The organism is Flammeovirga sp. AWQ4_249, from assembly GCF_056161045.1.
In genome coordinates this window covers 169,056-195,231 of record NZ_JBSWYJ010000001.1, presented here as the reverse complement: position 1 = coordinate 195,231, position 26,176 = coordinate 169,056, and the positions used below count along the sequence as shown (strand labels likewise).

General features: G+C 32.9%; 18 protein-coding genes and 1 pseudogene. 10 read left to right on the top strand and 9 right to left on the bottom strand.

Going from position 1 to position 26,176, the window contains the following annotated elements; genetic code table 11:
* Nucleotides 1–61 precede the first annotated feature (61 nt).
* The 7 genes from ACXAHM_RS00760 to ACXAHM_RS00730 form a co-directional block, all read right to left on the bottom strand.
* Nucleotides 62–1,519, bottom strand: a complete 1,458-nt coding sequence (locus tag ACXAHM_RS00760; RefSeq protein WP_474958475.1) for a PKD domain-containing protein — start codon at nucleotides 1,517–1,519, stop codon at nucleotides 62–64.
* A gap of 17 nt (nucleotides 1,520–1,536) precedes the next feature.
* Nucleotides 1,537–3,174, bottom strand: a complete 1,638-nt coding sequence (locus tag ACXAHM_RS00755; RefSeq protein ID WP_474958474.1) for a RagB/SusD family nutrient uptake outer membrane protein — start codon at nucleotides 3,172–3,174, stop codon at nucleotides 1,537–1,539.
* A 13-nt stretch (nucleotides 3,175–3,187) separates the two neighbouring features.
* Nucleotides 3,188–6,286 carry a SusC/RagA family TonB-linked outer membrane protein gene (locus ACXAHM_RS00750; RefSeq protein WP_474958473.1) on the bottom strand — a complete coding sequence of 1,033 codons (3,099 nt, stop codon included), beginning with the start codon at nucleotides 6,284–6,286 and terminating at the stop codon, nucleotides 3,188–3,190.
* 517 nt (nucleotides 6,287–6,803) lie between these two features.
* Entirely contained in the window at nucleotides 6,804–8,687 is a 1,884-nt protein-coding gene (locus tag ACXAHM_RS00745; RefSeq protein WP_474958472.1) for a 7TM diverse intracellular signaling domain-containing protein, read from the bottom strand.
* A 179-nt stretch (nucleotides 8,688–8,866) separates the two neighbouring features.
* On the bottom strand, nucleotides 8,867–9,193 hold the full coding sequence (locus tag ACXAHM_RS00740) for a HesB/IscA family protein (RefSeq protein WP_474958706.1): 327 nt from the start codon (nucleotides 9,191–9,193) through the stop codon (nucleotides 8,867–8,869).
* Nucleotides 9,194–9,280: 87 nt separating this feature from the next.
* On the bottom strand, nucleotides 9,281–11,320 hold the full coding sequence (locus tag ACXAHM_RS00735; RefSeq protein ID WP_474958471.1) for a M3 family metallopeptidase: 2,040 nt from the start codon (nucleotides 11,318–11,320) through the stop codon (nucleotides 9,281–9,283).
* A gap of 99 nt (nucleotides 11,321–11,419) precedes the next feature.
* On the bottom strand, nucleotides 11,420–11,992 hold the full coding sequence (locus ACXAHM_RS00730; protein ID WP_474958470.1) for a YqgE/AlgH family protein: 573 nt from the start codon (nucleotides 11,990–11,992) through the stop codon (nucleotides 11,420–11,422).
* A gap of 296 nt (nucleotides 11,993–12,288) precedes the next feature.
* Here ACXAHM_RS00730 and ACXAHM_RS00725 point away from each other — a divergent pair, with 296 nt between their 5' ends.
* From ACXAHM_RS00725 to ACXAHM_RS00710, 4 genes are all read left to right on the top strand, one after another.
* Complete coding sequence (locus ACXAHM_RS00725) at nucleotides 12,289–14,526, top strand: ATP-dependent helicase (protein WP_474958705.1); 2,238 nt, start codon at nucleotides 12,289–12,291, stop codon at nucleotides 14,524–14,526.
* A gap of 101 nt (nucleotides 14,527–14,627) precedes the next feature.
* Nucleotides 14,628–15,737: a hypothetical protein gene (locus ACXAHM_RS00720; protein WP_474958469.1), complete on the top strand. Its 1,110-nt coding sequence runs from the start codon at nucleotides 14,628–14,630 to the stop codon at nucleotides 15,735–15,737.
* Nucleotides 15,727–16,713: a YpdA family putative bacillithiol disulfide reductase gene (locus ACXAHM_RS00715; RefSeq protein WP_474958468.1), complete on the top strand. Its 987-nt coding sequence runs from the start codon at nucleotides 15,727–15,729 to the stop codon at nucleotides 16,711–16,713. Before ACXAHM_RS00720 ends, ACXAHM_RS00715 begins: the two co-directional genes overlap by 11 nt.
* Nucleotides 16,710–17,417 carry an SDR family NAD(P)-dependent oxidoreductase gene (locus ACXAHM_RS00710; protein ID WP_474958467.1) on the top strand — a complete coding sequence of 236 codons (708 nt, stop codon included), beginning with the start codon at nucleotides 16,710–16,712 and terminating at the stop codon, nucleotides 17,415–17,417. Before ACXAHM_RS00715 ends, ACXAHM_RS00710 begins: the two co-directional genes overlap by 4 nt.
* Nucleotides 17,418–17,486: 69 nt before the next feature.
* On the opposite strand, the pseudogene ACXAHM_RS00705 reads toward ACXAHM_RS00710, so the two are convergent.
* Nucleotides 17,487–17,563 (bottom strand): annotated as a pseudogene (locus ACXAHM_RS00705).
* Nucleotides 17,564–18,146: 583 nt separating this feature from the next.
* On the opposite strand from ACXAHM_RS00705, the gene ACXAHM_RS00700 reads away from it, so the two are divergent.
* The 6 genes from ACXAHM_RS00700 to ACXAHM_RS00675 all read left to right on the top strand — a co-directional run bounded on the left by ACXAHM_RS00700 (nucleotide 18,147) and on the right by ACXAHM_RS00675 (nucleotide 25,349).
* On the top strand, nucleotides 18,147–19,790 hold the full coding sequence (locus tag ACXAHM_RS00700) for a sensor histidine kinase (RefSeq protein ID WP_474958466.1): 1,644 nt from the start codon (nucleotides 18,147–18,149) through the stop codon (nucleotides 19,788–19,790).
* Nucleotides 19,777–20,484 (top strand): response regulator transcription factor, encoded by a 708-nt coding sequence (locus ACXAHM_RS00695; protein ID WP_474958465.1) that lies wholly within the window; start codon nucleotides 19,777–19,779, stop codon nucleotides 20,482–20,484. The genes ACXAHM_RS00700 and ACXAHM_RS00695 overlap by 14 nt, the downstream gene beginning before the upstream one ends.
* 235 nt (nucleotides 20,485–20,719) lie before the next feature.
* Nucleotides 20,720–21,658, top strand: coding sequence for a bifunctional methionine sulfoxide reductase B/A protein (locus tag ACXAHM_RS00690; protein ID WP_474958464.1), 939 nt, complete (start codon nucleotides 20,720–20,722; stop codon nucleotides 21,656–21,658).
* Nucleotides 21,659–21,765: 107 nt separating this feature from the next.
* Nucleotides 21,766–22,335 carry a glutamine amidotransferase-related protein gene (locus ACXAHM_RS00685; protein ID WP_474958463.1) on the top strand — a complete coding sequence of 190 codons (570 nt, stop codon included), beginning with the start codon at nucleotides 21,766–21,768 and terminating at the stop codon, nucleotides 22,333–22,335.
* 157 nt (nucleotides 22,336–22,492) lie between these two features.
* Complete coding sequence (locus ACXAHM_RS00680) at nucleotides 22,493–24,637, top strand: SpoIIE family protein phosphatase (RefSeq protein ID WP_474958462.1); 2,145 nt, start codon at nucleotides 22,493–22,495, stop codon at nucleotides 24,635–24,637.
* Between the two features lie 157 nt (nucleotides 24,638–24,794).
* Nucleotides 24,795–25,349, top strand: coding sequence for a hypothetical protein (locus ACXAHM_RS00675; protein WP_474958461.1), 555 nt, complete (start codon nucleotides 24,795–24,797; stop codon nucleotides 25,347–25,349).
* A gap of 62 nt (nucleotides 25,350–25,411) precedes the next feature.
* Here the strand turns inward: ACXAHM_RS00675 and trhA are convergent, their stop codons facing one another.
* Nucleotides 25,412–26,029, bottom strand: coding sequence for a PAQR family membrane homeostasis protein TrhA (gene trhA / locus ACXAHM_RS00670; RefSeq protein WP_474958460.1), 618 nt, complete (start codon nucleotides 26,027–26,029; stop codon nucleotides 25,412–25,414).
* Nucleotides 26,030–26,176: the final 147 nt, after the last annotated feature.

The following is a 26,176-nucleotide window of genomic DNA, read 5'->3' as shown; positions in this document are numbered from 1 at the left end:
TTTAATTAATGAAGGGGACCAATAAAGGCCCCCATCAAATCTATTCATCTCAGTAAAGATATTATAATAATTTAAAATCAGAAATATAGAAAGTACCACCTTGAACATGACCTTCACCACCAATTTGGATAATTACTTTATCAAAATCAGTTCTATCACTAAAGCCTGAGAAATCAAATGTCATTTCAATCCACTGTCCCATTTCATCTTCAGAAATTGTGTAAGATGACTCAGCTCTAGTTTGCCAAGCGTTACCACCTTGGAGTGTATCTTCCAATCTTAATGCTACAGTTGGAGTCATTGCTACTTCTCCTAACCAACTTGGAGTTTGATCAGCAGATGATGGTATCGTAAAATCATTTGATTTCAAGCAATATATTTTCATTGAAAATTTATTTCTCTCTGTTAGATCAATACGATATGGTAATTCAGTTTGATAATTTTGGAACCATCCAGCATCTTCTCCTTCTGTTGTCCTTACATATTTACCTACTGTTGGGGCATCATTTCCAGCTGGATCAAAGTTTTCAACACCTACTGTAAAATCTAATGCTCCATCCACAATAAAAGTAGTATTTGTATTCCCAGCGAAATCATCATACAAATCATTCATTGCTAATTCTTTACCAACTGGTTCTTCGATTGGTCTTTCAAAACCCTCACGAATAAAACGATAATACCATGCGTTTCCGTCACCTCCAATGGTTCTTAAATGCAACTCATCTTCAGATAAATGTGTAATTTGATACTCACTACCACCAGTATGCCATGCAGGGAAACCATCACCACTAAAAGATAAGAATTTACCTTCTTCATTATCAGTAATAGCCCAACCCCAGCTTGATTGATCGGCAAAATCAATACTATATGTATGATCATCATCTGCTTGAACTAAGCTACCTCCTCTAGAAGTAAACCAATCAGCCATATAATCTTTAGCATAAGTATCCCCATTATTTGTCAATGTAAAATCAAAACCATTTAGGTTAAAATTCAATACATCATCATATGCACCTAAACCATCTTTTTGCATTGGCTCAGCTTCCCACCAAATTGGAGCATCACCATCTGCAGGTCCAATTCCCATGTGACCTTTGATTGTTTTATCAAAAACCCAGTTCTTACCTTCTAAGCTTGATCCTCCTCCAGTTAGGAAATTGTAATCTTCTCTATCAAGTAAAGAAAAATCAGTTTGTTCAATTGTTACTGTTTGTGTTTTTGACGCTTGACCACTTTGAGTAATTACAGTTAAAGTTACTTCATAGTCACCTTTAACTGCATATTCTGCTGTTACAACATCTCCTTTACCTGTTGCTCCTGTTCCAAATGACCAGAATGCAATAGAACCTTCTGTAGTATTTGTAAACTGAACGACATTTGGATTATCAGCTGTTGGAGCAAAAGTAAAAGATAAATCATCTGCTGTTGGTGCTGGACCTAACTCTGGTTCATCTGTTCCACAACTAGCCATTCCTAACAATAGGATAAAGCTTAAAAATGAATATATATATTGTTTCATTGTATTAGTTCTTTTTATTAGTATCCAACATTTTGGTTTAATAATGGATGTAAATCAACTTCCACCTGAGGAATTGGCAAGAAACCTCTTTTCTCTGTATCAAATGTTACATTAAATGTTTCTGCTGTACCAATGTCACCTGTCATGTTATTACCATTTTCATCAACATACATTGCATCTGTATCTGTTGGAGCAGTTAAAACATAACCTGATACTTCAAGTTCAGATGCTGCTTCACTCAAACCTCTTCTTAGTACATCAAAGTAACGATGACCTTCCATTGCTAATTCAACTCTTCTTTCGTGTTGAACATCATCAAGAGTGATTGCTGATTTAGAACCTAAACCTGCTCTGTTTCTTACTTGATTTAAATAACCAGCAGCTTTCGCTCCATCCGTATCTAAATTTAATTCAGCAGCCATTAATAAAACATCTGCTAAACGGATATAGTGATAATTTTGAGCCCAGTTTAATTCCACATTCACAGTTGCCTTATTCCAAGTGTGAGTAGTATACTTGTTTGTATGCATACCTGTAAAATGATAGTTAGCTTGGTATGTATTACCTGTTTCATCAATCAGGTCTTTAGCATACATGATAGTTGCTGCTTTTCTTTCATCTCCTGCTTCAAATTCTTGCTCTAATTCTCTTGTTGGTGCCATAAAACCCCATCCTTGAGAAAGAGTACCTCCATTGTGACCACGAGGTCCTGACATTTGGCAAAGAATTGAACCATATGACCAATCTCCCCAATCTCCCGAACCAGTATTAGCAAAAGGAACTTCAAAGATTACCTCAGGATTATAGTTACCACTGTTATTAAATAAATCAGCATAATTACCAGCTAAAGTTGCTCCTGAATTAAGAATAATATCATCTGCCATTTGAGTAACATCAGCCTTAGTGATAGCATTTCCTTCAATCACAGGTAATTCTGATTTACCATAATAACCAGTGTAGAATAAGAATACTTTGATTAATTCAGCTTCAGCAGCATATTTATTTAATCTTCCTTCTTCACTATCAGGTAATGTTTCTGCCATCAAACCAATTGCTTCAAACATGTCTGATGCTATTTGAGCATAAAGTTGGTCAGGATTAGATTGAACAACCTCTTTCCAAGCATCACCAGCTAAAGGTGCTGTATAAACAGGAATATTCTCAAAAAGACGAGCTAACTCAAAATAATAGTGGCCTCTTAAGAATAAAGCCTCACCTTTATAATTTGCTTTTATTTCATCCTCAACACTTGTAAATTCAATGTTATCATAGTTAGCTAAAAGAGTATTTGCTCTTTGAATACCTCCGTAACATTTATCCCAAGCTGCTTTTGCTGCAGCATTATTAGACTGAGTTGAAAATTTACTCATCTCTTGATAGTAAATCATATCTTGTCCAGATGGGTCTCCACCTGTTCTCGCATCATCACCCATTGCCATATCAAACATACGGATACCATTTGGCGTACCTGCATAGTCTGAACGTAACTTTTCATAAATACCTACTAAAGCTTGTTTTGCTTCTTTTGAAGTGCTAAAGAAAGTATCTGATGTTTGAGCATTTGTTGGTTCAACATCTAAAAAGTTTGAACATGAAGTCATTGACAAAGCTCCTAGCGTCAATCCTCCTGCTATTAATATATTTTTTAATTTCATTTTAATATCTCGCTTAGAATGTAACATTTAATCCCATTAAGTAACTTCTTGCAGAAGGGTAAGAACCAAAGTCATAACCCGTCCAAATGCCACCATGACCAACTTCTGGATCCATACCAGAGTAATCAGTAAATGTCAATAAATTATTACCTGCTACATAAACTCTTAGTTTGCTCATACCCGCTTTTTGAGAAATCTTTTTAGGTAGAGTGTAACCAATTTGAACGTTTCTTAATCTTAAGTAAGATGCATCTTCAATATGAACCATATCATTTAATTTAGAATAGTTATGGTTTGCATCATCATAAGTAAAACGTGGGAATGAATTTGTAGTACCTTCTCCTGTCCATCTGTTTAACCATCTTGTAGGATAGTTTTGAGATTGTCTTAAATCACTCATACGAAGAGTACCGTTCACCATTTCAGCACCTGATTGACCTTGCCAGAACATTGAGAAATCAAATCCTTTATAATCCATTCTTACATTTAAACCATAAAGTAAGTTAGCTACAGGTGAACCAATATCTGTTCTATCATCATTGTTGATAACACCATCACCATTTAAGTCAACGTAACGAATATCACCTGGCTGAGCATTTGGTTGGATTGGAGAACCTTCAACTGCATGAGCTTCAATTTCAGCTTGGTTTTGGAAAATACCATCAGTTTTAAACCCATAGAAGAATGGCATTGGTCTACCTTCTTCAATCAATAATTGACCATCTGTTTGGAATAAAGCAGGACCATAGAATCTACCATCTCCATTTGCCACTTCCACCATTTGGTTATCGTTATAAGATACATTACCAGTGATATCAAAATGTAAATCACCATCACGCTTTGAATACGTTAATGCAACTTCAATACCTTGGTTACGTACAGTACCTAAGTTGTAATTAGGACCAGCAACACCTGTAAACCCTGGAACAGGTAGAGTACCTAATAGATCTTGTCTTTCTCTAGAATATACATCAACAGTTGCAGAGATTTTATCATCTAATAAACCTAAATCAACACCAATATTGATTTCTGACGCTGCTTCCCATCTTAAATCTGGGTTAGTCATTCTCGTAATACCAAAACCAGGAGTCATTACTTGCTCACCACCAAGAGGGTAAGAAGGAGTACCACCGAATAATTCTAAGTAACCAAAAGCACCAATACTTTCATTACCCACTTTACCCCATGATGCTCTTAATTTTAAGTAATTAATAAGATCACTTGATTTTAAGAACTCTTCTCCTGATACTAACCAACCTGCTTGTAAAGAAGGGAAGAAACCAAATTGATTATTTTCACCAAAGTTTGTTGAACCATCATATCTAGCAATTGCAGATAGCATGTATTTCTCTTTGTAGTTATAATTAATTTTACCGAAGAATGACAATAGTTTATTAGGGTCATATAATCTACCTGAACCTTTTTGAGTTTCATCATCTGCGCCAATATTTACATAAGCATAATCCCATCCACTAATCTGTACATCATTTCTTGAAGCAGAAACATCTGTAACTGTTGATGACAACATAGTTGTACCTATTAATGCATCAAAATGATGATCTCCGATTTTCTTTTCATATGATAAAACATTCTCCCATTGATATGCTAAATAGTTACCTGCATATTGATTCACACCTGAAATAGGAGTTTGTGTAATATTGTTATAGTATGCTTGAGGATTATACCCTCTACCGTTCCAACCTCCAATATCAAATCCAAAGTCGGTTCTTAATTTTAAACCTTTAACAGCAACAGGAGTTACTTCCGCGTAAACATTACCTTGAAATTTGTTACTTGAGCTTTCTCCATAAGTATTTTGAATTCTTGCCATTGGGTTAACAATTTCTCTTAGTCCCTGGTCTGAAATACCATAGTAAGAACCATTTTCACCTGTAATTGGATTGTATTGTGACGGATCAAAAACAGGTCTTACTTCATAAGTGTCATACTCTTCATTTTTATCATAAGCATATACAGAAGTTAAAGGATCATGTAACAATGCGTTTTGTAACACACTTCCAAATTGATTTTGCTCATTAATTCCTGATTTCTCCTCTCTAGAATATGTAATATTCATTCCTACAGCTAAGTTTTTAGAAACTTCTATTCTATTATTTAAACGAAGTGTGTAACGATCAAAGTTTGACTTTTCAGGAGCTACAATACCATCTTGTCCAAAGTAACCAAATGAAGCTAAGAATGTTGATTTTTCAGTACCACCAGAAATCTGTATGTTATGACTTTGAATTGGTGCACTTTGGAATAATTCATTCTGCCAATTTGTATCCACCATGTTTTCATCCATCACTGCTTGAGAAAATTTAGGAGAACCTCCACCATTCATCGATCCTTCATTATGGAACATCATATATTGTTGAGCATTCATTAATGGAGTTTCTCTCCATGCTTCTTGTACACCATAATATCCATCATATGAAACTGAAGTTCTGCCTTCTTTACCTTTCTTAGTAGTAATTAAAACAACACCATTTGCACCTCTTGAACCATAAATAGCTGATGATGCCGCATCTTTTAATACCTCCATTGATTCAATATCTGAAGGGTTAAGGAAATTGATATCTCCCATTTGAACTCCATCAACTACATACAAAGGACTATTATTACCATTTGACCCAACACCTCTCACTCTTACTTCAATACCTGAACCAGGTTGACCTGAGACTGCACTTACTGCAACACCTGCGGTTTTTCCTTGTAAGGCTTGAGCTGCGTTCTGAATTGGAGTTTGTGTAATATCATCTGACTTAACTGATGCAATAGCACCTGTTATTACAGATTTCTTTTGTGCTTGATAACCTACTACAACTACTTCCTCTAATTGCTCAACATCTTCATTTAATTCGATGTTAATTGTAGTTCTAGTTCCAATAGTTACCGTTTGTTCTGAATAACCAATAAAAGAGAAAATAATCTCTGTAGCTCCTTCTGGTACAGATAATTTGAAGTTTCCGTTAAAGTCAGTAATTGTTCCTGTTGAAGTACCTTTTACTTTAACATTTACCCCTGGTAAGTATAATCCATCTGAAGAGGAAGTAACTTGACCTGAAAGGACTCTATCTTGCGCTTGAGAAGTGTATGCATGCAACATCATACACACGCACACAAGTAGCGAAAGGACGTTTTTTGTTTGTAAAAAATTTTTCATTCCATTAAGGTTTGCGATAGAATATTGAAGAGTTTGCCTTTTGAATAGTGATCAGACTCTTATTAAATAGTGAACAGTAGTAACTAATAAGCGCTTTGTTGTTTTCTGTCAATTCAAACATAATAGATTAGGAAGTACATCTCCAAACCTCTTTTTTTCTGTTTATCACTTAATTATAATTTAAATAAAATATCACAAAAAGCTAAAAATCAACATACTAAATATTAAGTGTACTAGATACATATCAAATTGATATCATTTAAAAAAAAGTGATTTTAACATTTTAATAAAGAAAAAATAGAGTTAAAAATAAAAAAATCATCAGTTGATATTAACTTTATTCTAACTAAACAAATGTTATTTAGTTAATAATTTTTCACATATATGTGCAAAGAATATAATTGAAATAAAAAAAACGATAGTGGATGACTATCGTTTTTAAAAGGTGAGAATTTCTAATTTCTTAATTTAAAATCAATTCTTCCCAACCTTTTTGATTCAGTACCTCTTTAGATCCTAATAGATTTGATTTAATTTCCATTGCATCCTTTATTTTCTTAGAGAATTTCCAGCACGTATTCTGCCTCATCTCTAAAATTTCAGAAAGTTTCGTTGAGGAAATATCTCCATCTTTAGCAAATACTATAAACACCATGTAAAACGCTTTTTGAATAGGAAAATGTAACCTATGAAATAAAGTTCCGGCAGTGACTGATTCGTTGTAGTTACATTTTTTACATCTTCTACTATTTACACCTGCTCCTTTTGCATAGTTTGTATTTCCACATTTCTTACATTCGAAACCATTCTTCCATTTGATTTCTTCTAAATATTGATAGCAGCTTTCATCAGAAGGGAACATTTTTTCAAACTCAGCAAAAGTTACTTCTTGCATTAGAACTCTAGCACTTTCAAGCTGTTCAACATCAACATGCAATTGCTCATTTTCGACTTTCAGCTTGACATTCATTTCCTGAATTTGTTGTCTATGACTATTCAGTTCTTGATTTACCCATTGCAATTCTTCATTTTTAGTAGCAATAATTTCTTTTTGTTTTTCAATTTCTTCCGTTCTTTCTTTTACTTTTTGCTCAATTTCTCTTTCTCTATTTTTTAAATCTTGGATCAAACGGTTTTGTGCTTTTTCTTTTTCTTCTTTTAATAGCTTAAAACGTTCGAATTGACCTAAGGTGATGAATAACCCCGTCAACAAAAGCCCAACATTATAAGAGTACACTACAATTACTGCATGTGATAAATAAATACCATATGCTCTTAACACTTGTAATACTAAACCGATGAGAATTACAGTATATCCAATAAAGAAATAGGTTACTTTTACCTCTGCCCTTTTAATTTCTAAAAGCATATAGCCAAATAAGATTAAGAAAGGAATCAGGAAGGTAGGTAACTCCCAAAGGCTATCATTGAATGATTTAAAGACAACGAAGTAAAAGGTATTTAATAATGTGATTCCCCAAATTGTCACAAACGTTTTAAATGATTTATTTTTAATCTTTAAAATACTTGTACTTAATGCAACTATTGACAACATACTTAAAGTTGACGCATAACGCATTAAAACATAATTCAATTCTGGGTGATTATTAAACAAAAATTGAGAAGCTAAATTATCTTCAGAAAGATCAACTAAGATACTTGTCAGTAAAAATAATGTCAGCAATAAGATATTTTTCTCCTTTAATGTGATGATCAATAATGCAGTTGCTAGTATTAGACAGACCAAAATACCATAATTAACCCCTAACATTACATACTCCGTTAAGGAATACTCAAACAAACGGTGAGACTTACTTAACTTATAAAAAAGTACATTATTAAATTGACTCTGATATTTTAAATAGATAGTAATGACTTCATTGTTGTAATCTTCAAGACCGTCTAATGGAAAAATGATATTCTTATGTTTAAATTTCCTTTTAGAATAGATTTGATCATAACCACCAGACTCAGCATAGTAAATCGGTTTATCTCCGACTTTTACATAAGCATTCACACTACCTACATGACTATCTGGAATTTCTAAAAACCAACGTTCTTCACCTAATGGCTTACCATCAATTTGAATCTTTACCCAATAACTTTTAATCCCATCTTTAAACAATAATAGATCTTCCTTAGTTGTTTGAAACTTATACTTACCTGAAGAAAGTAGATCATTGATTTCAATAGTGTTATCGGCATCTTCAATTATTTCAATTTTTGAAGATGGAATAATGATCTCATCTTTAAAGTAAGGAATTCTAACAATGTTGGATGTTTGACTATAACTGAACAGTGAAATATATAAGAATGTAAATAAGAATGTTAATTGTAGTTTCATCATAAAAAATATTTCATGGGTTGACTAATAGAGAAGCAAAAATATTTGTTCATTATTATGTCTGTACATTTTATCAAATGTATGATTATTTTTACATTTTTTAAAAGAAATCAAAGATATAGATATAAAAAAACAGCCTAGAAGGTAATTCTAGGCTGCTTCGAAATAGATTAAATTATCAATTAAATAGAGAAGCTCTCTCCGCATCCGCAAGTTCTACTTGCATTTGGATTCACAAATTGAAATCCTCTACCATTTAATCCATCTGAAAAATCTAATGTCGTTCCAGCTAAATACAATAAGCTTTTCTTATCCACATAGATTTTTACTCCTTTATCTTCAAAGATATCATCTGTATCTTTTACTTCAGCGTCAAATGACAAGTCATACATTAATCCAGAACATCCGCCACCTTTCACAGAAACACGTACATTCTGATCATCACCACGACCTTCTTGTTCTCTTAATTCAATGATACGCTTTGCAGCTGCATCTGTAACTTCTATCATCATAACAATATATAATTATATAAGGACAAGCCTTTTATTTGTTCAAACAATTTTTGTAATATGAACAAAGGTACTACATATTTTTGACTAGTTCAACAATCCCGCTCTTCTTAATAAAGCATCTACTTTAGGTTCTTCACCTCTAAAACGCTTATAAAGCTCCATAGGGTCCTCTATTCCGCCTCTTGACAGGATATTTTCTTTAAAACTATTAGCAGTTGTTTTGTCAAAAATCCCTTTTTCTTTAAAGAATTCAAATGCATCAGCATCAAGGACTTCTGCCCATTTATAAGAATAATACCCTGCCGCATACCCTCCTTGGAAGATATGAGAAAAGGCTACACTCATATTTACTCCGTCCACTTTTGGCAATGCATCAATCGAAGTTGGAGCCATTGCTTCTTTTTCAAAAGCACTCACATTATTGACTACTCCATCATTCAGTTGATGATAGGACATATCCAATAATCCAAAACTTACTTGTCTTAGTGTCTGATACCCTTCTAAGAAAGTTGAAGAAGCCTTAATTTTATCAATCATCTCTTGTGGAATTTTTTCCCCTGTTTCATAATGACTTGCAAAAAGATCTAAAGCTTCTTTTTCATAACACCAATTCTCCAAAACTTGAGACGGTAATTCTACAAAATCCCAGTATACCGATGTACCCGTCAAACTACCATATTTTCCTTCAGCCAACATTCCATGTAATGCATGACCAAATTCATGGAATAAAGTCGTTACTTCATTGAATGTCAGTAACGAAGGTTTTGTTTCTGTAGGTTTTGTAAAATTACATACGATAGAAACATGCGGACGGTTTTCTTTACCTTCATAAATGGTTTGTCCTCTAAAAGAAGTCATCCAAGCACCGCCTCTTTTCCCTGCTCTTGGGAAGAAGTCTGCATAGAAAACAGCGATATGCCTACCATTTCCATCTTTTACTTCATAAGTCATGACATCTTCATGGTATTTATCGATATCATTTCTTTCTTCAAAATGTAGGTCATAAAGTTTTGAAGAGACTTCAAATACCCCATTTAATACATTTTCTAATTTGAAATAAGGTTTTAATGCTTCGTCATCGATAGCATATCTCTCTTTTTTCAATTTTTCAGACCAAAAACTCCAATCCCAACGTTGTATTTCTTCTGCACCATTTGCTTTTGCATACGCAATAACATCTTCTACTTCTTTGTTGGCTGCAGGGTGTGCTTTCTCTTCTAAATCTGTAAGAAAGTCGACAACTGCTTTTGGTGAGGGAGCCATTCTCTTTTCTAAAACGAAATCAGCATAATTAGCAAAGCCTAATAATTTAGCCTTTTCATTTCTGTTTTTCACGATTTCTTTAACGATCTCTTGATTGTCATTTTCACCACCATCAAAACATCTTGCACCAAATGCTCTAAATAATTCTTCTCTCAAAGTTCTATTTTCAGCATATGTCATAAAAGGTATATAGCTTGGATATTGTAATGAGAATAACCATCCTCCTTCTTTTCCAGCCTCTTTAGCAGACATTGCAGCGCCTTCTTTCACTGCATCAGGCAATCCTGCCAACTCTTCTTCCTTCTCAATGTACATTTCAAAAGCATTTGTTGCTGCTAAAACGTGCTCACCAAACGTCAAGGACAACTTAGAAAGCTTAAGGTCTACTTCTCTTAACTTTTCTTTGTCCTCATTGTTTAGTTCTGCACCATTTAATGAGAAGTCCTTATATGTTTTTTCTAGTAAACGTGTATCTTCAACATCTAAACCAAGACTATCTTTTTGGTGATATACCTCTTTTACCTTTTCAAATAATTTTTCATTTAATAAAATATCATTGTAGAGGTTACTCAATTTTGGAGAAACTTCCTGTGCAATCTTTTGAATTTCATCATTTGTTTCCGCAGAATTTAAGTTAAAAAAGATACTGCTAATTTGACCTAAACGATCAGAACAATGCTCTAAAGCCACTACTGCATTTTCGAATGTAGGTGCTTCAGGATTATTTTCTATTTTCTTGATATTTTCTTGAGCCTCTTCAATAGCGGCATCAAAAGCAGGTATAAAATGTTCTTCTTTGATTTCGGAAAAAGGGGCAGTTCCAAATGGGCCTTTAAAATCTTCTAAAAGTGGATTACTCATCGTTTATTATTATTCTAGTTAATTATTTAATCAAAAAGATAGCCTTTAACTGTTAAAAGCTAAAGGCTATACTAATATCGTAGGATCTGAAATAAAAATCTAATTCAGACGAATATTCTTTGCTGCATTGGCGAATACTTTGTACTTCCCTCCCATTTCTTTGAGTGTATTCTGCCAAATTGAATCCACGGGTTCATCTAAAATGTTATTTATGCGAGCATTTGTTACTACCCATGAATCTTCTTTTAGTTCTCCTCTAAGCTGTTGGTTTTCCCAACCAGCATATCCCATAAAGAAACGGCAATTACTTTGATTTAATACACCTTTCGCATTGAGGGCTTGAATTTCTTCATAATCTCCTCCCCAATATAAACCATCTTTTAGAGGTACAGCATTTTTTATGTCTTTAAACTTATGTATGTAATGCAATGTATCTTGCTCTACAGGACCACCAACATAGATAGGACTATCAATTGCCAATTTTGATTCCACCTCTTCAATTGTCACCATTGAAGGCTTGTTCAAAATTAAGCCAAATGAACCTTTTGTTTCGTCGTGCTCGCAGATTAGGATAACTGCACGCTCGAAGTTATGATCTTTCATATAGGGTTCTGAAAGTAGCAAATCACCATTTTCGATAGGACGTTGTCCAAAATTGATAGTAAAATCCATAGTAATAGGGTCTAATTCAAAGTCATCTTTTTATATTTCTTTAGAAAGTAAAAGGGTTTCGAAGACTAGCTTCGTTACTTCAATTTCAAAATATCATCTAGAAAAGCAAAATGTATTTACAATAAATTAGAATAATAACATCAATTTCATTTAAAAACACCAAAATTGCATTCACTTATAGAAACTATTATCAATTGAGAATTGTTTGCGTAACTTTTTAACTTTTTTCGCTAAAATGTATAAAAATGTAACAAAGTGGTTGTAAATTGGCGATTCTAAAAGCACAAAAGAAAAGCATGGATTATTTAGAAGGATTAAACCCACCACAGCGAGAAGCTGTAGTAAACATGGAAGGCCCAATGATGATTATCGCCGGTGCCGGATCAGGTAAAACGAGAGTATTGACCTATAAGATTGCACACCTTATTGCCAATGGTGTAGAACCCTTCCAAATCTTATCCTTGACTTTTACAAATAAAGCTTCAAGAGAAATGCGTGAGCGTATTGTCGAAGCTGTTGGTGACGAAGCAAAAAACTTATGGATGGGTACGTTCCACTCTGTTTTTGCTAAAATCCTTCGTTTTGAAGCCGATAAATTAGGCTATCAATCCAATTTTACAATTTATGATTCTGAAGATGCTAAGTCAGTGATTAAAAGTATCGTAAAGGATTTCAGGTTGGATGATAAACTTTACAAGCCCAATGTTGTTTTAAGTAGAATTTCTGCGGCTAAAAATGATCTTATTTCTTGGAGAGCTTACGAAGGAAATAATGATAGAAGATTAGAAGATGAAGCAACAGGACGTCCAAAAATCTTTGAAATTTATAAAGAATATGCGATTCGTTGTTTCAGAGCTAACGCAATGGACTTTGATGATCTCTTATTTAATACCAATGTGCTTTTCCATCAACACCTAGATGTTTTAAATAAATACCAACATAAGTTTAAGTATGTATTGATTGATGAGTTTCAAGACACAAACATCTCTCAATATTATATTACTAGAAAATTAGCGGCAAAAAATAGAAATATTTGCGTAGTAGGTGACGATGCACAATCTATATATGCTTTCCGTGGTGCTAATATTCAGAACATTTTGAATTTTGAGAAGGATTATCCTGAATTAAAAGTTATCAAATTAGAGCAGAATTACCGTTCTACTCAGACTATTGTAGAAGCGGCAAATTCTGTAATTAAGCACAACCAAAATCAGTTAGAAAAAAATACTTTTACTCAAAATGCAATTGGAGAACGTATAGAAGTAATTCGTTCTGCGACTGACTTGGATGAAGCGAAAGCTGTTGCACAAAGTATACAAACGGCAATGATGCGTGATCATATTCCTGCTCAAGATATTGCCATTTTATATAGAACCAACTCTCAATCCAGAGCTTTGGAGGAAGCATTAGTCAAACTTTCCATCAAAGCACAGATTTTCGGGGGACTCTCTTTCTACCAAAGAAAAGAAATCAAGGATATGGTTGCTTATTTAAAGTTTGTTACCAATCCAAAAGATGAAGAAGCTTTCAAAAGGATTATTAATTATCCGAAAAGAGGAATCGGACCAACCACAGTCAATAACCTTTTTGTAAAAGCTGCTGAACAAAAACTCGGTATATGGGATGTTGTAGCCAATGTACGTCGTTTCTTTGGTGGTCGTGTAGCAACGCAAGTGGAGAATTTTGCGAACATGATCAAGGTTTTCCAAATCCAGATGGAATCTAAAAATGCATTTGAAGTTGCCTCATTTATTGCAAAAGGGTCTGGTATTCTTCGTGAACTGTATGAAGATAAGTCCATTGAAGGAAAAAATAGATATGACAACCTTCAAGAATTACTGAATGGTATCCAAGGTTTTACGGATGACCCTGAAAAAGAGGATAAAAGCCTTACAAATTATCTTGAAGAAATCTCTTTGATCACTTCAGCAGAAAAAGAAGACATGTCTGATGCGATTACTTTAATGACCATTCACATGTCGAAAGGACTTGAGTTTGATTATGTCTACTTGGTAGGTATGGAAGAAAACCTCTTCCCTTCTCAAATGATGCTTGAAACGAGGGCAGATCTTGAAGAGGAAAGAAGATTATTTTATGTAGCCATTACAAGAGCCAAGATCAAGTTGTTTATGACTTATGCCTTGCAACGTTATCGTTTTGGTAAATCTATTATGTGTGACCCTAGCCGATTTATTGATGAAATTGCACCTCAGTATATCAGCATGAAACGTAGTAGTATAAATGACAATTTGGGACCAGGAAATACACCAGGTTTCTCTAATTATAGATCATTACGTCAGGCACCTTCTAATTTTACTAAAAAAGTGGTAAAGCCTAAAGATGATAGGCCATTTGTTCCTTCTAAATCTGATGAGATTAAACAAGGATTAACTGTTCGTCATATGAAATTTGGAGATGGGCACGTTGAAAAAGTAACAGATGAAGGATTAGATAGAAGAGCCGTTATCAATTTTGAAGAAGTAGGAAAGAAAACTTTAATTCTCACTTTTGCCAAATTAATGGTTTTAGAATAACCTCATTTGTTAGTGATTCTCTAAAAGCATAATTATCTTTAAGTCTTCTATGGTTAATCTGTGGAAGACTTTTATTTTGATTAATCTACTATCAAACATATATGAGATTCACTTTCATTTTATTATTCCTAAATATTTTAATTATACCCTTATCTATTTCAGCTCAGGATATAAAAGCACCATCCTATTTTTTGGAATTTATGGAGGAAAATCCAGATAAATTTCATCTCACTTATCATGATACAGGAGGAAAATTAATCAAATGGAATGATGATGAACTCTCTAATGTAAATGGGTTGGTTTATTGGTTATTTGCTCTTGAATATGTAAGACAAATAGATAATAAGAACTTTTCGCCTACCGAAAGAGTACCTTTGGAAAAAATTGATCAGTTTTCTATTAACAGTAATAAAATGACCGTTTGGTCTGACTATTTAAAAAAAACTCGGAAACTACTTTATGAGAAAGTAAGAATGAGAGAAATTGTTAGTGGACTCATTTATTTTGGAGCTGATGCTAATGGTGATTATTTGATGTCTCGATTAGGAATAGACTCTGTAAAAAATGCCGTAAATACATTTCAGATGTACAATACAACAGGGTTATTTCCCATTTCAACAGCTTCAATTTATATTCATAACCCCTATCATGAAAACCACAATTTATTTGTCGAAAATATTAAAAAGGAAAAGGCAAATGAATTCCGTAAAGATGTCTATACTCTATATGATACTTTATCAAAGGATATTTTTGGAGATTTAAAAGAAACATTTCATTTCCATCCTAGTCGTCATAAAGAATACGCTGCTCTATTGAGTGATAAGATGCCTCTAGGTCTAGTTTCTGATTACAATCTTTTAATGCAGAAGATAAACGAACGCACTTTTTTTAAGGGCGGTATGGAAAAAGAATGGGAAAGAGCAATAGAGGCACCATTAATGGATAACGATATCATGAAAGAACATTATCAACATTGTGGTCGTTTTTATTATTCGACTGTCAATACGTTGGTCATTTCAATGTATGGTACGTTTAAAAATGGTAAAAAAGCACATCTAACAGCAACTTTTGAAAACTTGACAGAAACAGAACATATTGATTTAGCCTTATCGATCAATGATTTTGGATTTTCAATGTTCGAAAACAAAGAGTATCTCAAACAAGTTCAGGATAAAGTCAATCTCCTAAGAATGAAAAAACATGAAAAATAAAATATACGACTCACTGATTGTTGGAGGAGGTCCTATTGGTATGGCTTGTGGTATTGCCGCTGAAAAAGCAGGTTTATCACATATAATACTAGAAAAAGGATGTTTGGTCAATTCACTTTATAACTATCCTGTGAATATGACTTTTTTTTCTACTTCAGAAAAATTAGAAATTGGAGATACACCATTCGTTTCTCATAATCACAGACCTGTTCGTCGAGAAGCTTTAGAGTATTATAGACGAGTACAAACGCTATGGAACTTGAATGTACATCTTTTTGAGGAAGTCATTGAAATTTCTAAAGAAGAAGGTGAAGTCTTAGTTTATAAAGTAAAAAGTTTAAAAGGGGAATATCATGCCTATAGTATTACTATTGCAACAGGTTTTTATGACATTCCAAATCTTATGAATGTGCCGGGAGAAGAGCTTCCAAAAGTAAAACATTATTATGATGATCCACATCTTTATGCTTTTACAAAAGTAGCCGTAATCGGAGGTGCTAATTCAGCAATTGATGCTGCATTGGAGACCTATCGAAAGGGTGCTCAAGTCACTTTAATAATTCGAGAAGAAGAAATTAATAATCGAGTAAAATATTGGGTGAAGCCTGATATCGAAAATCGAATCAAAGAAGGTAGTATAAAATGCTATTTTGAAAGTGAAGTAAATGAGATTAAAGAAAAATCAATTATCATTTACCATAAAGGAGATGAGGTTGAAATCCCTAATGATTTTGTCCTTGCAATGACAGGATACCAACCCAATTTTGACTTTCTGACAAAAGTTGGAATCACTTTAGCAGAAGATGAACTAAAAACACCTACTTACAATCCTGAAACACATGAAACAAATATGGAAAATATATTTCTTGCAGGAGTAGTTTGTGGTGGAATGAAAACAAATACATGGTTTATCGAAAATTCAAGAGAACACGCAGATATCATATATAACACACTTAAACAAAAATTAAATAAATGAACGTATTAATTACGGGTACAAGTAAAGGATTAGGAAAAGGGTTTGCTGAATATTTTTTAAACCAAGGAGATAAAGTAATTGGTTTTAGTAGATCTTCTGACCCTATTTTACTTAGTAATACTAATTTTCAACATAATTCGATAGATCTTAAGGATCTTGACCAAATTAAAAATGCTGTAAAGCAAGCCATAAATGGAATTCAAGAATTAGATTTAGTGATTCTTAATGCAGGAATCATTGGTGAGATCAAAACTATGATGGATTCTACTATCACTTCGATGAAAGAAGTTATGGATATCAATTTATGGGCAAATAAAGTGGTAATGGATACTTTATTTGAAGCAGGGATAAAAGTGAAGCAAATTGTAGCCATCTCTTCTGGAGCATCTGTCAACGGAAATAAAGGATGGTCAGGCTACTCTATTTCTAAAGCTGCATTAAATATGATGATAAAACTTTACGCTTCTGAGCACGAAGAAACACACTTTAATGCTTTAGCTCCTGGACTTATTGATTCTGAAATGCAAGACTACTTATGTGGACAGGTTGATAAAAATGAATTTCCAAGCGTTGAAAGATTGCAATCCGCAAGAGGAACTGAAGTCATGCCAAATGGTACAGATGCAGCCAAGAAAATAATTACATTTCTTCCTACTTTAATGGAAACTCCATCGGGAAGTTATCAAGATATTAGAAAACTATAGACATAAAAAAAAGGCCCGTAAAACAAGCCTTCTTTTTCGCTATTTCTCATTGCTACTTTCTACTATGAGAACGAAACATGGGAATCGAACCCACTTCCTTTGTTTTGATTTCTCAAACACTGCTCTGACCACTGAGCTAGTTTCGTTGATAAAAAGAGTTTCGTAGCTGTTTCCCTCTTTTGTCTTATACAATAATACAAACTTGAATTACGATTATAAAGTCTTTTTCTAAACTGAATTCCTAACAAATTTAAACAAAGGGGATTATTTGCTTCAAAACTCTATTTTTCAGCAGATTAATAGGTTTTGATACACTTGTAAAAATACCTTAATTATTTTCCAATAATCTTAATTTCACTTAATCGTTAGTGGATTCACTTTTTTGAGTAATTATTTTTTATAACATACAAAAAAAGTAACACATGCTATAATATGTAATTCAAATAAACATACTGACTCTTCATTCATTTTTTTATTTCTACAATTTCTAAAGTGCTAATCTGTTTAAAATCATATATAAAATAAGATTTGTTAAATATTAAATAAAGTGTGAAACATTACTTTTATTTGTAAAAGCGATGTTACTTTTAACATTTTGATTTAATAATATAAAGTCTATAACAATTCAGTCATAAGTAAACCAGGAGATTAAAATACAGTTGAATGAGAATGTATTTTGAGTGAGGAAAGTTTGTGAAAAAGACCGTTTGTTTTTGAAGATTACGCATTATGACAAAGAGACGTCTAATTACCATTATTACCCTAATGTGCATTGCGATGTTTGGGTTAGCTTCTCTCCAATATTATTGGATTACAGAAGCTATCCAAGAGCGTAAAAGCCACTTTGAACAAGAAATTGGAGAGCTACTAACAAATGTTGTAAAAAGGTTAGAACAACAAGAAATACTACAAGTTACTAAGCGTTATCTTGATGATATCTCAGTAACCAATAGTGATATCAATGTACGTTATGATTCTGTAAAACAACAAGCTTATTGGACTAGTAAACAGAATATTAGAATAAGCCAGACCATTAGTTCTGATAATCTTGCAAAACAAGGTATTGCTTATAAAGTACAGGAGAAAGCTGAAATTAAAAAATCAGGAACTGCTACTAAAACAATGATATCTGATATTGAAGGCGTTAAGTATGGCTTCAATGACTCCACCAATAACAATCAAATCATTAGTAATATGACCAATGATTCCACTGCACGGAAACGATTGGATATTGCAATGGATTATATCATGAAAAAAACTGACTTAGTTAATCAGGTGGTCAGTGAGATGATATTGGCAGAAAATACTATGCTTCAAGATCGTGTGAATTTCGAGATGCTCGATTCTTTATTGAATCAAGAAATCAACCATAAAGGAATTAAAACGGTCTATGATTTTGCAGTGCTTCAAAGAGAAGGTGACAGAGAAACTGTAATTATGAGTAGTAATGTGGAACGTAATGCTGATATCATTAAAAGTGCCTATCATATTACTCTTTTCCCTAAGGATGTATTTGACAATTCGAATACACTTTACTTAGAGTTTCCACAGGAAAGAAAGTTTTTGATTAGTAAAATGAGGTTTGTCCTTTTTTCATCTTTAGGATTTATTTTGTTAACACTTCTTACTTTCATCTTCGCAGCACGAACAATTATTGAGCAGAAACGTATTTCAGAAATAACGAATGATTTCATTAGTAATATGACACATGAGTTAAAAACACCTATTTCAACAGTTGCATTGGCAACTGAGGCACTCATGGATCCTGATGTACAGAAGATGTCTAGTATTACCAATAGGTATCTCGGTGTTATTAAAGATGAAAATCAACGTTTAAGCAGACAGGTGGAAAGAGTACTTCAAATCGCCAGAATCGAAAGAGGTGATTTGAAACTTAGAAACGTGGATGTTGACATGAATAAAATAATGAAGGTTGCTTATGAGAACACGCTCATAAAGATCGAAGACCGTGGAGGTAAACTTTCTTTCAATTGGGCAGCCGGATTGGTAAATGTTAAGGGCGATGAGTTACATTTATCTAATATTATTTTTAACTTGTTAGATAATGCTAATAAGTACTCCCCTGAGGCGCCAATAATAGACCTTTCAGCGATTCAAAAGAAGAATATGCTCGAGATTCGCATTAAAGATCAAGGTCAAGGAATACCGAAGGAACATATTAGTAAAATTTTTGATAAATTTTACAGAGTACCAACAGGAAATGTACACAATGTAAAAGGCTTTGGTTTAGGCTTAAGTTATGTCAAAAATATTGTCGAAGCTCACAAAGGAACTATTCGTTGTAAAAGTGAGTTAGGCAAAGGAAGTGAATTTATTATACAACTACCAATATCTGAAAATGGACAAGATTAAAATTTTACTTGCAGAGGATGATCCAAATTTAGGAATGTTACTTACTGAGTATTTAGAAGTTAAAAACTTTGACGTTACTCGTACTCAAGATGGAGAAGAAGCATTAAGAGCATACCAAGATGGTGATCACGACTTATGTATCTTCGACGTTATGATGCCTAAAATGGATGGCTATACTCTTGCGGAAAGAATTCGTAAGTCTGATGTAGATATTCCAATCTTCTTCCTTACTGCAAAGTCAATGAAAGAAGATACACTTAGAGGTTTTGAAGTAGGAGCTGATGATTACATCACAAAGCCTTTCTCTATGGAAGAGCTTTTAGCACGTATTACTTCTATCTTAAGAAGAACTAAGAGCAAAACGGATTCAAAAGAAAAACAAACAATTTTCGAAGTTGGTAAGTTTACTTTTGATTTCAATGCACAAATGTTAAAGTCAAACATTGATGGCTCAGAGCAAAGACTTACTTCAAAAGAGTCTGCTTTATTACGCCTTCTTGCTATCCATAAAAATGAAATTATGGACAGATCTTTAGCATTAAAGAAAATTTGGTTAGATGACAACTACTTCAACTCAAGAAGTATGGACGTATATATCACTAAATTAAGAAAATTCTTAAAACCGGATGACAACTTACGTATCGTAAATGTTCACGGTCAAGGATTCAAATTAGTGGAATTAGGTGCTGAATAATTAGAACCAAAAAATATTGAAAGCCTCTCAACTATTGGGAGGCTTTTTTTGTGTATTATTGTTAGAAAATACCTATTTAGAGAAGACTTTTTACGAAGGGTCTTCTCTTTTTTGTCAAAAAAGTGTTAAATCGCCACTAATTCAAAACAAATGTGAACTATACCACATTTCATGTAGGAAGATCTCCTTAAAATTGTGATATCAAATCATGATACAAACCTAAAATTATTACATTATGAAAAGGATATTCAGCTTATTAACATTAATAATTACTTTAAACACAATTACTTTTGGTCAAGACATGGACAATAACAATACATTTAATCCACTTACTGACTTTGAAAAATACATTATTGTCGATAAAGGAACAGAACGTCCAGGCACAGGTATTTACAATGCACACTTTGAAGAAGGAACATATACATGTAAAAGATGTGATGCACCATTATATAAATCGGATGATAAGTTTGATTCTCATTGTGGATGGCCAAGTTTTGATGACGAAATAGAAGGAGCTGTAAAAAGAGAAACTGATGCTGACGGAAGAAGAACTGAGATTTTATGTGCCAATTGTGACGCACACTTAGGTCATGTTTTCGTTGGTGAGAGATTAACAGATAAGAATACAAGACATTGTGTAAACTCTGCTTCATTAAACTTTACATCAGCTGATGAGGAACCAAAAGTTGCAGAACAAAGTGTAGCTATTTTTGCAGGTGGATGTTTTTGGGGTGTTGAATATTACTTTGCGAAGTTACCAGGAGTATTAAGTACATCTGTTGGATATACTGGAGGAAGTAAAGATAATCCTTCATACAAAGAAGTATGTTATACAGACACAGGACATGCTGAAGCTTTAGAAGTGACATTTGACCCTAATAAAGTATCTTATGAGACATTAGCTCGTTTATTCTTTGAAATTCATGATCCTACGCAAATGAACCGTCAAGGTCCAGACATAGGAACTCAATATAGATCTGAAGTCTTCTATACTTCAAATTACCAAAAAGAAATTGCCAAAAAGTTAATTAAAGAACTTGAGGATAAAGGATACGATGTTGCTACAAAAGTAACTCCTGCTTCAACATTTTGGGATGCAGAAGAGTACCATCAAATGTATTACTTTAAAAAGAAAGCAAAACCTTATTGTCATATCAAAACAGAAAGATTCTAACCAAGAAATAACCCATTATAAAACAGAATCTACAGATAGGTCCATGGAAACTTTTTATTCCATGGGCTTTTCTTTATATTCATACACATCAAAATATAAGATTGCCTGTGAGTAAGCAACATTTAATCATCAACTGCGGAAGTAAGAAGACAAAGTATATTGGTCAAATTTTAGAAGACAATAACTTTAAGAATCAAATTGTAAAACTTGAAGAATTAACAGAAGATGATTTAAGAAAGGCGGATAAAATACTGATAAGTGGTGCCCCTATATTATTAACAGAAGTTGATCCTAATCCTTACTTGGAAAAATTCTCTATTTTAAAAGAATTGGATACTCCTGTTTTTGGAATTTGTTTTGGACACCAAATTCTTGGTATGTTAGAGGGAGGAGAAATTAAAAGGACAGAGGAAGCTCGATCACTTGAAGCAATTGAACATATAGTGGAAGAATCTCCATTGTTTGAAAGAATTCCTCAAAACAGTTCATTTGAAGAAGATCATTGTGAAAGTGTTACGGTCAGTAATCAATTTACATTATTAGCTAAGTCTGCTTCTTGCTTTAATGAAGCGATGAAACATAATAGATTGAAATGGTGGGGAGTACAATTTCACCCAGAAGTTTCTGAAGATTATGGTACTATTCTAATATTAAATTGGTTAAATCTTTGCTCATAGTCTATCGGGAATTCATTGAAATACGTTACAACATATAAAGTTAGCAGTGCAAACTATTCAAAAATTCATATTGACTGGGTTTATTCTACCCCTTATTCTATGTTTCTGTGCTTTTAATACACGGACAGAACCAACTTCCATAGAGCAAAGTTTGAAAATGAAAGATAGTGCCGAAAAAGTGGAAGCGCTTACTGCTTTGGCGTTATTGGAGGTTGAAAAAAATCCTACATCTCAAAAGAAGCCTTTTAAATTAGTTAATCAGGCGATACGTACTGCCAATAAAATTTCTGATAAGAAAGCACTAGCTCTCGCTTACAATACAAAAGCGATCGTTTTCAGAGAGTTCTCAACCTATAGTCAAGCTTTATCCTATCATGAAAAAGCATTAGATATTGCTCAAAAAAATTTCCCAAAAGGAGAAAATATTGAGCTGCTTATGGACCTTGGTGCTACTTATAGAGCCAGTCTTGATTTTGACAATGCTAAAAAATCTTTTAAAGAAGCTAACAAAATTGCCATAGAAAATAATTTACATGCATATGAAGCAATTTCAAACCTTAATTTAGGTTTTCTCTATACCTCTTTTGAAATCGAAGAAGCTGGTCTTGTTTACTTTGAGAAAGCAATGAAAATTTCAGAGGAATATAAAATTGCAGATACATATATATTATCGGTTATTGGAAAAGGCATAAATCTTAGTTTAGGTAATTCTCCTGATTTAACTAAGACAAAGAAATACTTTGTTCAAGCAGTTACAAGCAGTAAAAAGAAAAATAAAAAATATCTTGAAGGTATTTCTCGAATTTATCTAGGTAGAACTTATTTGAGGCTTAATAAGATCAGTTATGCTTATAGACAATTTAATGATGCTAAAAAGCTATTAGAGAAATATCGATTTAACCAGAATCTACCAAAAGAATATAGTAGCCTAGATGATGTTCTTAAATTTAGAAATTTCTATGCACAGGCAATGTCGTATCAGAATAGCTTGAAATATTATAGAGGTGAAATTTCTCAAAGTCAATATAATTCTGCTGTTAAAGAGGAACTAGAATTATTTGGCAACCCTGATCAGGAAGAACTAGAGCAATTAAGAACAGCACTTACTGAGTTGAAAAACCACTATTCTTTCTTAGACAGTATTGATCAATTGGATGAAGAAGAGGCTGTTTTCTTATTGAAAAACTACTTGGATACACAAAGTGAAAAAGTAGATAATCTAGAAATTGAAACCTCCTATTTCAAGAATCTTTTAATGGAGACTGAAAAAGCAGCTAAGCAAAAGATTCAGATTTTAGAACAGAAAAATCAGCTTCAAAAAGCATTAATTTCAAAACAATATTGGACAGCTGCATCATTAGTTCTTTTGGTTGTCTTTATTGCTCTCATCGGTGGGTTACAATACAAAAATGCCCTTCAGAAAAAGAAAGCGAATATTGAACTAGAGGCCAGAAATGAAAAAATATCTGAACAAAACATCCAAATTTCTTCGACTGCAAATCAATTAGAAAATGCTTTAAGTATATTACAAGTACAGAGTAAAAAAACAGAAGAAAGCATTCATGCTGGATGGAGAATTCAAAATGCAATGCTCCCTACTGAACAAAGATTTTCAGCGTTATTTAGTGATCATTTTATTTTATACCAACCAAGAGATATTGTTTCTGGTGATTTTTACTGGATTGGTGAAAATGATGGCAAAACAATCATTGCAGCATTAGATTGTACTGGGCATGGAATTCCTGGTGCTTTTATGTCGATGATGGGAAATACATTAATGAATCAAGTTGTCAATATTGAAGGGTATACTTCTCCTTCTAAAATTCTATCAAAAATTGACAGTTATATTGCAGAGGCTTTAAATCAAGACATTAACGAAGGCTCAAGAGAAGGAATGGATGTAGCTATTTGTTGCATTTCAGAAGATAAAACAGAACTCAAGTTTGCAGGAGCTAAAAACCCACTACTTGTTGTAAAAGAAAATGGCCAACATGAATTCTACAAAGGTACAAATAGACATGTCGGTGGCAATAAAGTAAAAAACAAACACAAAACGTATGATGAATACAGTATTACTATTGATCAAAACGATACGTTCTACATATATTCAGATGGAATTCAAGATCAATTTGGAGGAGAACATTTCAAAAAATATATGAGAAAGCAACTGATTGCAGATTTAGTTTCTTGGAATAAAGACCCTTTACATGTACAAAAAGAGCTGATGATCAATAAGTTCAATTCTTGGAAAAATGGAGGTAAACAAATCGATGATGTTTTATTAATCGGTTTTAAATGCTAATCCATTCAAAATACATTGTCTTAAAAAGTCACTTTATGAGAAGTGGCTTTTTTTGTTTTAGTAACTATCTAATATATTGATTGTACAATATCAGTAAGTTGAATGAATTATTTTCATGTTCTATTTTTTTACTTTTTATTGTAAAAAACAAAACAAGATGAGAAACCAATTATTGCTACTTTTTACTTTATTATTTATCTGTATCAGCAGCTTCGCACAAGATAATAGAATAAAGCTCTTCAAAGAGTTATATACAGATATGTCTATGGTAGAAGTAGATAATTACCTCATCAATGTATTGAAATCAAAAAAGGAAAAAAACGGTGATTACCCTATCACTTTTTTAAATGAAAACGCTTACTTAAAACCTGTTTTTGAAGATGGGAAATTAAAGAAAATTCAGATCCTTTTTGAAAATGATGATATTGAAAATATCCAACGTAATTTAAAACATATTGAGGCTGCTTTTCAGAACCTTAAAGAATGGAAAGAATACAAAACCAATCAATATGTATGGCTTTTTCAAAAAAAATTACCGCAGGAAATGAATCAGATGAATTATCTGTCGGTATATTCCTTAGGGATTTTTCATGATGAAGTTGGTTCCAGCTGGCACAGTATCATTTATATTTCTCCAAAAACTGTTGATGATGATAAAATCAACAATGCCGATGTAGAAAAGAAAGAAGACAAAATATCTTCTGACCTATAAAATTTTATAACCTATCGATTCATTACTACAAATCAGAGGCGGTATTACCTACCGTCTCTTTTTTATACATAAAGATAAACAGACAAAAACATCAAAATACTACCTCCTAAGACAAATAAATGCCAAATCGCATGATTGTATTTTAAAGTCTCCCAAACATAAAATAGTACGCCTAAAGTATAAGTAATTCCACCGGCAACTAAAACCCAAAAACCAGTTCCTAATTCATCTTGTAATGCACCAAACTTAAATACACCAATCCATCCCATAGCTACATATAATGATACTGAGATCCATTCATATTTAATCTTGAAAAACAGTTTATATATCATACCCATCAAGGCTAAAACCCAAACGATTATGGCTATGATTATTCCACCATTATCTTCAAGTAATAGTAATGCAAACGGCGTATAAGTTCCTGCTATCAAAAGGTAAATACCACTATGATCTAGTTTTCTTAAAAAGGCTTTAACGGTTTGAATGGCCACTAAATGATACAATGTGGATGATAAATAGAGTATCAACATACTCATACCAAAAATTGTATAAACGAAATACTCTAAGGTACTTTCTGACTTATACATCAATAATCCATATCCTATGATACTAAGTACAACGCCTAATCCATGGGTTATTGTATTCCAAATTTCTTCTCTATCACGTGTAAGTAAATACATAGCTATTATTTATTGAATGAATATTCACTTTACTAATAGACAGATGAAATAGATGAATTGTGTATTAAAATATGTTAAATTTAAAATTATAGAATAAAAAAACTCTTTCCCTAAATTAGAGAAAGAGTTCAATATCTATTGAGAGAA

Coding starts and splice junctions, on each gene's coding strand:
- ACXAHM_RS00725 (WP_474958705.1), top strand. CDS start 12,289: ATGGATTATTTAGAAGGATTAAACCCACCACAGCGAGAAGCTGTAGTA.
- ACXAHM_RS00715 (WP_474958468.1), top strand. CDS start 15,727: ATGAAAAATAAAATATACGACTCACTGATTGTTGGAGGAGGTCCTATT.
- ACXAHM_RS00680 (WP_474958462.1), top strand. CDS start 22,493: ATGAAAGATAGTGCCGAAAAAGTGGAAGCGCTTACTGCTTTGGCGTTA.
- ACXAHM_RS00755 (WP_474958474.1), bottom strand. CDS start 3,174: ATGAAATTAAAAAATATATTAATAGCAGGAGGATTGACGCTAGGAGCT.
- trhA (WP_474958460.1), bottom strand. CDS start 26,029: ATGTATTTACTTACACGTGATAGAGAAGAAATTTGGAATACAATAACC.
- ACXAHM_RS00750 (WP_474958473.1), bottom strand. CDS start 6,286: ATGATGTTGCATGCATACACTTCTCAAGCGCAAGATAGAGTCCTTTCA.
- ACXAHM_RS00760 (WP_474958475.1), bottom strand. CDS start 1,519: ATGAAACAATATATATATTCATTTTTAAGCTTTATCCTATTGTTAGGA.
- ACXAHM_RS00745 (WP_474958472.1), bottom strand. CDS start 8,687: ATGATGAAACTACAATTAACATTCTTATTTACATTCTTATATATTTCA.
- ACXAHM_RS00710 (WP_474958467.1), top strand. CDS start 16,710: ATGAACGTATTAATTACGGGTACAAGTAAAGGATTAGGAAAAGGGTTT.
- ACXAHM_RS00720 (WP_474958469.1), top strand. CDS start 14,628: ATGAGATTCACTTTCATTTTATTATTCCTAAATATTTTAATTATACCC.
- ACXAHM_RS00675 (WP_474958461.1), top strand. CDS start 24,795: ATGAGAAACCAATTATTGCTACTTTTTACTTTATTATTTATCTGTATC.
- ACXAHM_RS00730 (WP_474958470.1), bottom strand. CDS start 11,992: ATGGATTTTACTATCAATTTTGGACAACGTCCTATCGAAAATGGTGAT.
- ACXAHM_RS00700 (WP_474958466.1), top strand. CDS start 18,147: ATGACAAAGAGACGTCTAATTACCATTATTACCCTAATGTGCATTGCG.
- ACXAHM_RS00740 (WP_474958706.1), bottom strand. CDS start 9,193: ATGATAGAAGTTACAGATGCAGCTGCAAAGCGTATCATTGAATTAAGA.
- ACXAHM_RS00690 (WP_474958464.1), top strand. CDS start 20,720: ATGAAAAGGATATTCAGCTTATTAACATTAATAATTACTTTAAACACA.
- ACXAHM_RS00735 (WP_474958471.1), bottom strand. CDS start 11,320: ATGAGTAATCCACTTTTAGAAGATTTTAAAGGCCCATTTGGAACTGCC.
- ACXAHM_RS00695 (WP_474958465.1), top strand. CDS start 19,777: ATGGACAAGATTAAAATTTTACTTGCAGAGGATGATCCAAATTTAGGA.